The organism is Proteus sp. G2673 (genome assembly GCF_009915125.1).
Classification (GTDB): domain Bacteria; phylum Pseudomonadota; class Gammaproteobacteria; order Enterobacterales; family Enterobacteriaceae; genus Proteus; species Proteus penneri.
This window is the reverse complement of sequence record NZ_JAABLT010000009.1, coordinates 25,247-37,604: the sequence shown is the minus strand read 5'-3', so window position 1 is coordinate 37,604 and position 12,358 is coordinate 25,247. Positions and strand designations below refer to the sequence as shown.

The following is a 12,358-nucleotide window of genomic DNA, read 5'->3' as shown; positions in this document are numbered from 1 at the left end:
ATATCGACAGCTATATTTAAATTAGCTGTAATAATGCAATTAATTAATAAAATATTTATATCATTTATTTATGACAAACTACGGTAGTTTTATAAAGTCCTAAATAATGAGAGACGCCTAATAAGTTATAATTTGCACTACATTGTTTATTATTATATTTAACAATAAATTGTCCTTTTTCACTTAACCCAGATAAATAAACTTCACCATCATTACCTACGATGTTATTTAATTGTGGGTTATCTTTAAAAATAACTTGTGCTCCAAAAGGAACTAATTCACCATTTTCCAACGTCAATGCAATTAATGCACGATAACCAACATTTGCAGAAAAATTTGCTTTTACTAATGCACCACGACTAGGAGAAACAGTCTGGGTCGTTAACGCCAATTCCGTATTTTCTGGTAATGCTGAAGTATCAATATCAATCGTATTTTTACGGTATGGTGTAATATAAGGCACTAAAGCATAACCATAACTGTTAGTTTCTACCCCAGCCTGATTTAAAACAGCAACATCAGAAGCTTCAGGAATGTTCACAATCGCCGAGGTTTCACCAAGCTGTTGACCTAAAACAACACCGCCAGAATGCGCGACTAAACTACCATTAACACCATAATATAAATTATAATTATCTTTACTATATCCACTCCCTCCCGTCATTTCACCGTACTTACCCTTATACGATGCATTTAAATTTCCCGAAGATCCTTGATCTTGGTTTGTAAATGCTTGTTGTAGACTCCAATTTAATCGATTATTTAATTGAGATGCAGAAAGCCCCACACTTCCTGTACTTGGACTTTGACTACTGCTATTAGTGTTGAAGTTATAATAAAACGTATCATCAAAAACACTAAAAGGTACACTTACCGATAGCGCTAATTGGTGGTCATCACTACTTTTAGAGTAACTGCTCGATCTATAAGAATAATTATTTGTATTTTTATTATAGGTATAATTTAAACCGTAACTAATACCCTGCCAGCTGTTGTTATATCCCACAGTGGCTGACTGCGTTTTTCTATCACTATTCCAGTAGTTTTCTCTGACATATCCGATAGAAAGAGAACCGTATTGCTCTCCCAAATTCTGATTAATCGTAATTTCCGCTCGATTACGACGGCGTTCTATTTCGGGTGCACTGATACCATTTCGATATTCGTCAAAAACCTCCGCCAAACTATAATATCCGTCAGTTGAATAACGGTAGCCTGCTAGGGCTATATTCGTTCCAATCGTATTTAGATTTTTGTTATATCTGAAACGATAAGACTGCCCACGCGATGTATCACCATTATTTAATTTTGAGTTTGCTTGAGTAACATCTATTGAAATTGCACCTAATGCACCTAAGTTTTGTCCTACACCAATAGAATACGCTTGGTAATTGTTGCTAAGTTGGCTTCCACCATAAGCCGTTGCTCCATAAGGCAAACCATAAATTAATGTCAATTGACCAAATTTCTGTTTTTCAATTTCTTTATCATAAGCACGATATTCCCCTCCTGTAATACTATAAGAAACATAACCTTCACGTTGTAAAATGGGTAAAGAAGCAAAGGGTATTATTTGGTGTTGTTCACTTCCATTTGATTCTTTGATTGTGACATACAAATCACCGCTACTTCCTGTTGGATAAAGATCATTAATTTCAAAAGGGCCTGCTGCCACTTCTGTTTGATAAATGGTATAACCATTTTGTCTAATCGTAATCTGAGCATTACTACGCGCAATACCACGTACTACAGGCGCATACCCACGAACACTTTCAGGATACATATCATCATCAGTACCGAGTTGAATACCTCTAAAAGGAACACTGTCAAAAACAGAAGAAGGTGAGACTCCATCCCCTAAAACTAATTGGCTTTTAAGTTGATTGATGCTACGCGATAAATACGTATAAACAGTGTCCCATTTACTAGATTTATCATCACTATTAGACCAAGTTGTATAATTTCTCAAACGCCAAGGGCCTATATTGATTCCAGGTCTTAAATTAATATAGTTTGATGTTGTATTTGAGCCATTACTCTTACGATCATAATTTTTTGAACCGCTATAACTGTAATTTAATAACAGTGCAGTAATACCATTATCTATATTATTTAAATCAACAAATCCTCTAGGGTTTTTATTCATCGCTATTTGAGGAATACTTAAATACAAGCGTTGAGAATTAAATTTAAATTCACTTGTTGCATTAGGGATCGCTGACAAATTAACACAGTTATTTCCTTTTTCTTCTAACCCCTTGTATTCACTTGTTTTAATACCAAATTTAGTGAGATCGGATATTGATAAGCAGGGGATTAACTTGCCATTATCTATTTTCTCAAATTTTATATTTTCAGTACCAATTAAATTAGTATTAACATAAATATCAACATAATAATTACCGGGTAACTGCTCATTATTTTCAAACTGAGATAAATCAATTGAGCTTTTATTAGGTAATTCTAAAAAATCAGGATCAAAGTAAAGATTATCTAAATTAGACCCTTCCGCATACAGCGAGGCTGTATAGCCTAAATATAAAATTAGGCTAATACATATTTTATTCATTTTCATATTAAAACCTAAGTTTATAGAAGATTATATTTTGATCTCTGATAAATCAGTAACTGCACCATAATCATTAATAACTTCCCAATTAATAGTGCCATGTAGCTCCTCACTATTAATATCAAATGATTTTATTGAGTAAGGAGCAACATAAGAAACATCATCAACAGCCTTATTATTAAACTTAATTATCTGAAAATTGAAAAAGTAAGGTGTTGGGTTTTTTACATTTATTTTATTTCCTACTTTTGACCACTCTAACTTTTTCTGTTCTTCAATAAAATTAACATTCTTTAATTCTTTAGGTCTAAAAATTAATTTCATCTGCGTTTTAAATGCAATTTGCAAAGAATTCTCTGTTCTCTCTGTTGCAGGAATTGTTTTTATATTTAACCAAAAAAGAGATTCTCTATCGCTAGGTAAATTATTTTCAGTTAGAAATATTCTTAATGTATTAGTATTACTGCCATTTAATCTGAATAATGGAGGAGTTATAGTAAAATTTGATTGTTTTTTTTCATTAATATCATCTATCCAAGACTGAATTAAATAGGGAATATTGTCTGGATTTTCGACACTAATACTGACGTCTTTTTTTCCTTCATCATAAATAACACGAGTACCACCAATAACAACCCCCGCATTTGCGGTATTTAAAAAAATAAACAAAGAAATAAAAGAATAAATAATAGCCTTCATATCCCCACCATTAATTGAGTAAAAAGGTTCAAATCCCTTTAAACCTTTTTATTTTTTAATTAATCTTTAATTATAATTGATAGTAAATGTTGCATTACCATTTGCAAGACCGGCGGTTACGGTATCAGATTTAGCAATATAACGCGCACGGAAGTCCAAATTATTAACAACATTAGCCCCTGTTTTTAATGGGTATTTTTTCGATTCAGTAAATAACGGAATAACCTTATTTGTATCATCTGTAATTTGAATACCAACACCTTTTGCTACGTTAGCTTCATTTTTCAGAGCAATAACAGTATTATCACCAGAATAATTATCTGCATCAAATTTTACTGCTGCACTACTTGCTGTTGCAGGGCAATTAATTAGCTTAATTGTGAATTGTGTTGCCGAAGCCGTACTACCAGTAGTTGGTAATGCAGTTTTGGATACTTTACCTAAATTCACTTTTAACGCATCAGAACCCGATGCGAGTTCACAAGCGTTATCTATAATTTCACCGGTAAAATCAATAGTACCATCTTCAGCTAAAGCGTTATTAACTGCAAAAATAGAACCACTAGCAATGAATATTGCAAGTAAATTTTTCTTCATTTATTTTTCTCCAAAGAGTCATTATTAATATATTTATTAATATCATTTTAATATATTGATTAATTTATTTACCAATTGAAAATCAGCAATTAACTCAATATATGAGTATTATTATATTATTTTTTAAAATAAACAAGTTTTGGTTATAGCGGTATAATATACAAGAAGAAAAAATAAAACAGGATTTAAATCTGGTTAAACACTTTATTAGTTAATAATTAAAACTTATTTTTAATTAATTGTGTTATTCATATTTAGACACAACATTGTTAAGTAAAAATAAAATTTAAATACTATTTTTAATAATAAAGGGATTTTTTATCTTATTTTATAACTCATATTGTGTAAACCAAATAAATCATCAATCTCTATTTTTACTCTCTTATATAAATTCATCACATTAAAGAGCTAGCATATGTTTTTTATGAAATTTCAATTAAAATATTAGTTGAAAAAATAAACATAAAATGGATAGGAAATATTGCATATAAAATATATGATTTTGTTTTTCATTGTTATATACAAAAAAAGAGCAAAGTTCCCCTTGCTCTGATTTAGTATCGGAGTTTTTTTAGATATCTTTATAGAATAATAAGATTAATTTAAAAATTACTTCTTATTAAATCTTAATCTGCGACATTCTTATCTGGCAGATAAGAGCCAATGTTATAATCTTCTAATTTTGATGCTTTTTCAGAATTAAAATCAATAAATAAATTTATTGATCAAATTCTTACCCCTATCATTTTAAAGATATCAGCATATCAATATTATCATTAAATCGTTATCATACACACGTTTACCTCTTTCTATTCCCTATTGTTTAAAAGGATTTTATGCGTAGAACATTCTCGTCTTATCACCCTATTCTTTATACCTTGAGAGTGGCACAACGTCGTTTATTTCGTTCCCTTAGTTGGCGATTTTCAGGTCGAAAATACAGCAAAAATGTTCAACCAGAACAACGACTTTCATATCGTTACCTAAAACACACATCTAAATTAATTAGTCGCCGTGGCGAAAGTGATATTCAATTACAATACAATAAGATAACGAATCTTAAATTAGTTGAAAAAGCGTTAGATGGTATCGTAATAAAACCTGGAGAATATTTCTCTTTTTGTTATTTAGTCGGTAAACCTAGCTATAGACGAGGTTTTATTGATGGTATGCAACTCTCATATGGTGAAGCAAGAAAAGGCGTAGGTGGTGGAATTTGTCAGGCCAGTAATTTAATACATTGGTTAGCACTACACTCTGAATTAAAAGTGATTGAAAAGGCAAATCATAGTTTTGATCCCTTTCCTGATGAAGGTAGAGTACTTCCTTTTGGCTCAGGAGCCGCTATTTTTTATAACTACGTAGATTTAATCTTATATAATCCAACACATTATAATTACCAAATTAGATTACATGTCGCTGAACATCAATTAGAAGGTGAACTCCTTTGTAGTGAAGAAAGAAAATATCGTTATCATATTTATGAAAAGTCATCCTCTTTTATCAAAAAGGGAGAGCATGTATATCGTTGTAATGAAATTTGGCGAGATATTTACACTAAAAACAATGTAGGCGCTTTTCCTCAATTAATTACATCAGAATTACTTTATGAAAATAGTGTAGTTGTAAAATATGATATTTCAGATGAACAATTAAATTGATACATCACATTAACATACTAAAAATAGAGATAAAAATCTCACCCTCTCTTTGTAATAAAGAGGGTTTTGGTGTAAAACGAAAACAATATTTTGTATATATGACTTAATTACTATTCATCTATTGTTAGTCATTTAGGGATCACTATGAAATACCAAGATGTTACTAAATCACCTTGTGAGAATGCTTATTTTTTAGTTTTTAACCTCAACTACTCACCTGAAAACCGCGATATTCTAATCGATTTTTGTAATAATTTTTCTGGCCTAATACGTAGTATGAGAACTCGTTTTCCTGAATTGGAAACAAGTTGTGTAATGGGGTTCGGTGCAAATGCATGGACTACGTTATTTCCCAACCAGCCAAAGCCTAAAGAGCTAAATACTTTTAAAGAAATTAAAGGTAACACTTATACTGCAGTTTCTACTCCGGGCGATCTTTTTTTCCATATTCGGGCTCTCAAAGTTTCGGCTTGTTACGAATTAGCATCTATTATCAGCCAAAAGCTAAAAAATATTGTTGTGCCCGTTGATGAAGTTCATGGATTTAGATATTTTGACGGACGTTCTATTATTGGTTTTGTCGATGGAACTGAAAACCCAGAGTATGAAGATGAGCGAGCTTCTTATGCCGTTATTGGCGATGAAGATCCTGAATTTACAGGTGGTAGTTACGCCTTTGTACAAAAATATATTCACGATATGGAAGCATGGGAAAAACAGCCTCTTATCGAACAAGAAAAAGTCATTGGTAGACACAAATTCAATGATGTGGAGTTAACCGATGAAGAAAAAGAACCTGGTTCACATAATGTTGTAACCAATATTCAAGATGAGAACGGCAATGATTTAAAAATAGTCAGAGCCAACATGCCTTTTTCTAATCCATCAAAAAATGAATATGGCACTTACTTTATTGGTTATGCACGTTATTTTTCAACAACTAATCGAATGTTAGAAAATATGTTTGCAGGCACACCTGAAGGTCATACGGATAAATTACTGAAATTCAGTACCCCTATAACAGGTACATTATTCTTTGTTCCATCGCCTGAATTTCTAGATGATATAGCGTAATTTATTAAAAGTAGATATATAGGCTTGCTACTTATATATCTACTTTGATCGATCACTGCTGCCATTTTTGCTCATTATCATTCATCTCAAGTGTTAACTTCTCTGACTGAGCAAAATAGTTTTACTGACATCATTCAGGTTCCAATGGTAATAATCGTCTTCATCTTAGTGCATGTCAGTATTTTCTAATTCTAAATTGTAGTAAGACACTCACTCAATATACTATCTGCTTAAAATAACAGATTGCCATAATGTCCATATGATCATTTCCATTAGTGTAATAAAATATTATTTAAATCAATATGTAATAAATTAAAGCTAAAAAATTTTCAGAAAAAGTGCAGATTGTCATTAACGGTTAATCAACGATATTATAGTGAATAAAATTATTTCTCTTTTGGTCTAAAAAGATATTTGTATCATTAAAACAACAGACCGAAACCTTGTGATATGATCGAACAATGCTTGTGAAATAAAACGACATTCAGTGTAACAATAAATTTTCACAAATACCCAAAATTCAATACGTTAAGACAGACAACAACATGACTGACATTCAACATTTAGACTCCCACACACCAATGATGCAGCAGTATCTGAAAATTAAAGCAGAGCATCCTGAAATTTTACTGTTCTATCGTATGGGTGACTTTTATGAACTGTTTTTTGATGATGCTAAAAAAGCCTCTCGCTTATTAGATATTTCATTAACTAAACGGGGCCAGTCCGCAGGCCAACCGATCCCCATGGCAGGGGTTCCACATCATGCTGTTGAAAACTATCTCGCTAAATTAGTTCAATTAGGGGAATCCGTGGCTATTTGTGAACAAATAGGCGACCCTGCAACCAGTAAAGGCCCAGTTGAACGCAAAGTTATTCGTATTGTTACACCGGGTACTGTCACTGATGAGGCCTTACTTGAAGAACGCCAAGACAATCTTTTAGCCGCTATTTGGCAAGATAAAAATGGCGCATTTGGCTATGCAACATTAGATATCACATCAGGACGTTTTCGTGTTACGGAAATGCCCGATAGTGAAAGTATGCTTGCTGAATTACAACGCACCCATCCCGCTGAATTACTCTACCCAGAAACTTTTGAATCAATGGCACTGATTGAGCGCCAGCAAGGCTTGCGTCGCCGCCCTATTTGGGAATTTGAACTAGAAACTGCAAGGCAACAACTGAATCTGCAATTTGGTACTCGTGATTTAACGGGCTTTGGTGTTGAGAATGCATATTTAGCACTCTGCGCTGCTGGATGCTTATTACAATATGTGAAAGATACACAACGCACTGCATTGCCTCATATTCGTAACATCACTATGGAACGCCCTCAAGATTCAATTATTTTAGATGCGGCAACTCGTCGTAATCTAGAATTAACACAAAATCTTGCTGGAGGTACTGATAACACGCTGGCATCTGTACTTGACCTTTGCGTTACCCCAATGGGAAGCCGTATGCTAAAACGTTGGATACACACACCATTACGCCAACGTGAACAACTCGTTAAACGACAAGATGCAATTAGTGCATTACAACCTCTCTATTTTGAGTTACAGCCTTTTTTACGCCAAGTCGGTGATTTAGAACGTGTATTAGCTCGTTTAGCATTACGTTCAGCACGCCCTCGTGATCTTTCTCGTATGCGTCATGCTTTTCAGCAGTATTACGATATTCATCAAGTACTTGAACAAACTGATATGCCTTATATTAAAGAATTACAAAAGCGTATTAGTCAGTTTGATGAATTATGTGAATTACTTGAAAATGCCATTGTTGAAACACCACCTGTATTAGTCCGTGATGGTGGCGTTATTGCCTCAGGCTATAATGCTGAATTAGATGAATGGCGAGCATTAGCCGATGGCGCAAGTGATTACCTTGATAAACTTGAAATTCGTGAACGAGAAAAATGGGGTATTGATACACTTAAGGTTGGCTTTAATGGTGTACATGGCTATTACATTCAAGTCAGTCGTGGGCAAAGTAATTTAGTACCTATGCACTATGTTCGTCGTCAAACATTGAAAAATGCTGAACGTTACATCATTCCTGAATTAAAAGAGTATGAAGATAAAGTATTAACTTCTAAAGGTAAGGCATTAGCTATCGAAAAAATGCTTTATGAAGAGATTTTTGAAAAGCTATTACCTCACCTTACGGCATTACAAATTAGTGCTGAAGCTTTAGCAGAAACAGATGTGCTCGCGAACCTTGCTGAGCGTGCAGAATCATTAAATTACACACGCCCAGAATTAAGTGAAAAAACAGGTATTCAAATTATAGGGGGACGTCACCCTGTTGTTGAACAAGTTCTTAGCGAACCCTTTATTTCTAACCCATTACAATTGGCACCTCAACGCCGCTTATTAATCATTACTGGCCCGAATATGGGCGGGAAAAGTACTTATATGCGCCAAGCTGCATTAATTACCTTACTTGCTTATATTGGTAGCTTTGTTCCCGCAGAAAAGGCATTAATTGGCCCTGTTGACCGTATATTTACCCGTGTGGGAGCTTCTGATGATCTTGCTTCAGGTCGTTCTACCTTTATGGTGGAAATGACCGAAACAGCCAATATTTTGCATAATGCGACGGAAAACAGCTTAGTCTTAATGGATGAAATTGGTCGAGGTACATCAACTTATGACGGATTATCTCTAGCTTGGGCTTGCGCTGAAAACTTAGCAAATCGCATTAAAGCAATGACACTCTTTGCAACCCACTATTTTGAATTAACCACACTGCCTGAAAAACTTGAAGGTACTGCAAACATTCATTTAGATGCTGTTGAACATGGCGATACCATTGCCTTTATGCACAGTGTTCAAGAAGGCGCAGCAAGTAAAAGCTATGGTTTAGCTGTGGCATCGTTAGCAGGTGTCCCAAAAGAGGTGATCCGCCGTGCTAAACAGAAGTTAAAGGAGCTTGAATTGCTATCAGGTCACACTGGCGCTGGTCATGTTGAAACTTCACAACTGATGTTATTAACAGAAGCTGAACCCTCTGCTATTGAATTAGCGTTAGATAAAATTGATCCTGATGCCTTAACACCACGACAAGCGTTAGAACAACTCTATCGTTTAAAAGAGATGGTCAAATAAGACATAAATATGAAAAATGGCGCTATGTTTATTTTCTCAGCGCCATTTTAATAACAGTTCAATCAAAGATAAATATAACTCTACTTAATTAAAGCATGGCTATATTTCAGTCGTTCACCCAATAACAGTAAAGTGTCTTCATCGCTGTAATTGTCAAATAAACGAATAAATGAAGATAAAGCTGGATTAAACATCATGTCGTCATTAATTTTCTCATAAGAAGTATACTTTTTTGTTTTTAATGCAAAAACTAGCGTAACTTTATCATCGTTATGACCTTTATTTAAAATTAAATCATCATTACTTATTATCAAATCACTCAAATATTTATAACCACTTTCATAGAAAGTTTCTAAATTTCCATCAGCTTGACGTTGAACAACAGAATAGAGATCACGAGATGCTTGTTGAGCAATTAAATAAATCTCACCTTTATCATTTTGAGCAACCTCTTTAACACGCAATGGAAGCCAGCGTGTTTTTGTTACTTCTTTATTCACTAAATTTAACGTAATTTCTAACGTGTTTGTTGTGTAATGATGATTATAAAAAATAATAAGAGAATCCCCTGAAAGAGCATAGTGAAATTGTGTAAATTCACCGAAATCTTCAGCGTAATACTGCTTTACCAGATCTTCTGTATTAACTGAGTATTCCCAACTTTCACCTTCATCTAAACTTGTCAGTATCGTCTTATTATCAACTAAAATTAATTGTGATGTAGTTTGTGAAAAGAGTAATTTTCCGCCAATTAATGCTAAAGGGAAACGATAATAACCATCATTAGTCTCTTGCCAAGGAATTAAATCTGCTACTGTAAACTCTGCTAAATCTATATGTTGACGTCCCTGCTCTGTAAATAAAACACATTTATCAAAAGCACAATAAGCATTGTAAAAGCTACCTTGCCCTTGTAATACAAATCGTACGCCTTCTTTATCAGAATAGTACAGCGTATATTTTCTCTGATTATCTTGGCGATAAAGTCGACCATAAATATCTACATCATATCGCCCACTATCAGATTCAGTTTTAATTAGGATACCATTTGATGAATTAAAGGTTTTACGCCAATCATAACGAGAATAGGGGTATGACGATAATACCGAGGCGTTTTCATTTTTCCATTGCCACTTAGAGGCAAAACCATGAAAAAGTACACCATAAAAAAGTACTAAGCTTAAAATAAATAAGCTAGTGATAATAATAAAAGGCTTACGGAAAAAAGGATTCATTGACTTAACTCCGTAATATAAACCACTTTGTTATTTTCAACACATTGCTGTTGAAGCAAAAAATAGGTTTGATAACTACTATTACCTTTTTTTGATAACAAAATATAAAGATTTGAAAATAAGGCAATTAAAAAAGCAAATCCAGTGATAATTAAGCTGAAGATAATCCCCATTCCTAAAAAGGTATCACCAATAAAGAACCAATCCCATTTATCCCAATAATTACCATTATCGTAAACATCCGAAATAGATAAAATGGCAAAAATAGAAAAAATAAAGGCACTGATCAAGCCTGTAATTAACAACGATAATCGCTTAGTACGTTGATGCCCAATATACATTTGTCCTGAAATTGAATAAGCGCCATTATCTGTATGATTATAAACCCCTAAGACAACAGGCCCAGAGTTCTTATCTTCTGCTTGCCAAAAGAACAATTCAATATCATCACCATCAGTCAAAAATAAATTATGATCAGAATAAAATAAACGTTCTTTATAACTAAATATAAAAGGATGTTTATCAATCTGACAAGATATTTGCATCACCACACTCTCTGCATTACGGGTGTGTATTTTAATTCTATCAACATGATGAAGTTTTATTTTCCCTCGTACTCGCTGTACTTTACTTTGTTTGATATGAAAGGTTGGAGTTTTACGTGTTATATGCTTTAACAGTGGTATTGTTTTTATTTCGGGAATAATCAGTTGTTCACCATCTGGAGCAATAATATCTTGTTTAGCAATGACTTTATCTAACGCCTTTATTCTCTTTCTATGTTTAGGCCTGATACGCTGAAAGTAACGATAAGCCTTTTCTCCGATATAACTAATACCCATCATCATTGCACCAAATGCAATAACCGTAGAAACAACGATAAAAAAATTCACGTCAAGATGAAGAATCGAAAAATAACTCCAATAACTGCCAACAAACGTCAGAATAAATGCAAGCAATAACCATTTTTTCTGTTTAGTGGTAAGTTTAAAGGTTCTTTCTGGCTCAAGCCTTCCTTTGCTATTATGATAAATCCATTGCACCCATAAACTGCCATCTTTCAATAATTCGGCACAAATTTTAAGCTCATCACCTTGTTTTAAACGCTTCAGAAAATCATGAGAGTGAGTGAAATCATCTTCATTAAGATAAAACACTTTGCCTGATGCTATTAATCTCACCATTCCTTTCGGTGAGGTTTTATTTTGGTCAAAATGGCAACTCTCTAATTTGACGTTTAAAAAATAATCTTTCATATCTTCCTTTATCTTTTTTACCCAATTAACAAGATGCAACACCACGCGCTTGTTTTATCTTGTTAAATGACATAATACAAGATAAAGAAAAGCCGATTAGCAACTTACTAATCGGCTTTGGTAATAACAGTAGATCGGAAGCTGTAGATAGAAATAA

At 33.4% G+C, this 12,358-nt stretch carries 8 protein-coding genes; 3 read left to right on the top strand and 5 right to left on the bottom strand.

Annotation, left to right across the window (positions count from 1 at the left end):
• Positions 1 to 64: 64 nt before the first annotated feature.
• The 3 genes from GWI59_RS04975 to GWI59_RS04965 all read right to left on the bottom strand — a co-directional run bounded on the left by GWI59_RS04975 (position 65) and on the right by GWI59_RS04965 (position 3,865).
• Complete coding sequence (locus tag GWI59_RS04975) at positions 65 to 2,575, bottom strand: fimbria/pilus outer membrane usher protein (RefSeq protein ID WP_161724144.1); 2,511 nt, start codon at positions 2,573 to 2,575, stop codon at positions 65 to 67.
• A 24-nt stretch (positions 2,576 to 2,599) separates the two neighbouring features.
• The gene (locus tag GWI59_RS04970) at positions 2,600 to 3,268 is read right to left on the bottom strand and encodes a fimbrial biogenesis chaperone (RefSeq protein ID WP_115065586.1); all 669 of its coding nucleotides are present in this window, start codon (positions 3,266 to 3,268) and stop codon (positions 2,600 to 2,602) included.
• A gap of 66 nt (positions 3,269 to 3,334) precedes the next feature.
• Positions 3,335 to 3,865, bottom strand: a complete 531-nt coding sequence (locus GWI59_RS04965) for a fimbrial protein (RefSeq protein WP_006534062.1) — start codon at positions 3,863 to 3,865, stop codon at positions 3,335 to 3,337.
• Positions 3,866 to 4,701: 836 nt separating this feature from the next.
• Between GWI59_RS04965 and GWI59_RS04960 the strand changes: the two genes are divergently transcribed.
• The 3 genes from GWI59_RS04960 (at position 4,702) to mutS (ending at position 9,710) form a co-directional block, all read left to right on the top strand.
• The gene (locus GWI59_RS04960) at positions 4,702 to 5,526 is read left to right on the top strand and encodes a VanW family protein (protein ID WP_195496151.1); all 825 of its coding nucleotides are present in this window, start codon (positions 4,702 to 4,704) and stop codon (positions 5,524 to 5,526) included.
• A 144-nt stretch (positions 5,527 to 5,670) separates the two neighbouring features.
• On the top strand, positions 5,671 to 6,600 hold the full coding sequence (locus GWI59_RS04955) for a Dyp-type peroxidase (RefSeq protein ID WP_109848360.1): 930 nt from the start codon (positions 5,671 to 5,673) through the stop codon (positions 6,598 to 6,600).
• Positions 6,601 to 7,145: 545 nt separating this feature from the next.
• Positions 7,146 to 9,710, top strand: a complete 2,565-nt coding sequence (mutS, locus tag GWI59_RS04950; RefSeq protein WP_161724142.1) for a DNA mismatch repair protein MutS — start codon at positions 7,146 to 7,148, stop codon at positions 9,708 to 9,710.
• Between the two features lie 80 nt (positions 9,711 to 9,790).
• Here mutS and GWI59_RS04945 read toward each other — a convergent pair whose 3' ends face one another.
• Positions 9,791 to 10,945 carry a hypothetical protein gene (locus GWI59_RS04945; protein WP_161724140.1) on the bottom strand — a complete coding sequence of 385 codons (1,155 nt, stop codon included), beginning with the start codon at positions 10,943 to 10,945 and terminating at the stop codon, positions 9,791 to 9,793.
• On the bottom strand, positions 10,942 to 12,201 hold the full coding sequence (locus GWI59_RS04940; RefSeq protein ID WP_161724137.1) for a hypothetical protein: 1,260 nt from the start codon (positions 12,199 to 12,201) through the stop codon (positions 10,942 to 10,944). The genes GWI59_RS04945 and GWI59_RS04940 overlap by 4 nt, the downstream gene beginning before the upstream one ends.
• Between the last annotated feature and the right edge of the window lie 157 nt (positions 12,202 to 12,358).

Excerpts from the sequence above, each read along its gene's own strand:
- GWI59_RS04975 (WP_161724144.1), bottom strand. The coding sequence starts at position 2,575 with ATGAAAATGAATAAAATATGTATTAGCCTAATTTTATATTTAGGCTAT.
- GWI59_RS04970 (WP_115065586.1), bottom strand. The coding sequence starts at position 3,268 with ATGAAGGCTATTATTTATTCTTTTATTTCTTTGTTTATTTTTTTAAAT.
- GWI59_RS04965 (WP_006534062.1), bottom strand. The coding sequence starts at position 3,865 with ATGAAGAAAAATTTACTTGCAATATTCATTGCTAGTGGTTCTATTTTT.
- GWI59_RS04960 (WP_195496151.1), top strand. The coding sequence starts at position 4,702 with ATGCGTAGAACATTCTCGTCTTATCACCCTATTCTTTATACCTTGAGA.
- GWI59_RS04955 (WP_109848360.1), top strand. The coding sequence starts at position 5,671 with ATGAAATACCAAGATGTTACTAAATCACCTTGTGAGAATGCTTATTTT.
- mutS (WP_161724142.1), top strand. The coding sequence starts at position 7,146 with ATGACTGACATTCAACATTTAGACTCCCACACACCAATGATGCAGCAG.
- GWI59_RS04945 (WP_161724140.1), bottom strand. The coding sequence starts at position 10,945 with ATGAATCCTTTTTTCCGTAAGCCTTTTATTATTATCACTAGCTTATTT.
- GWI59_RS04940 (WP_161724137.1), bottom strand. The coding sequence starts at position 12,201 with ATGAAAGATTATTTTTTAAACGTCAAATTAGAGAGTTGCCATTTTGAC.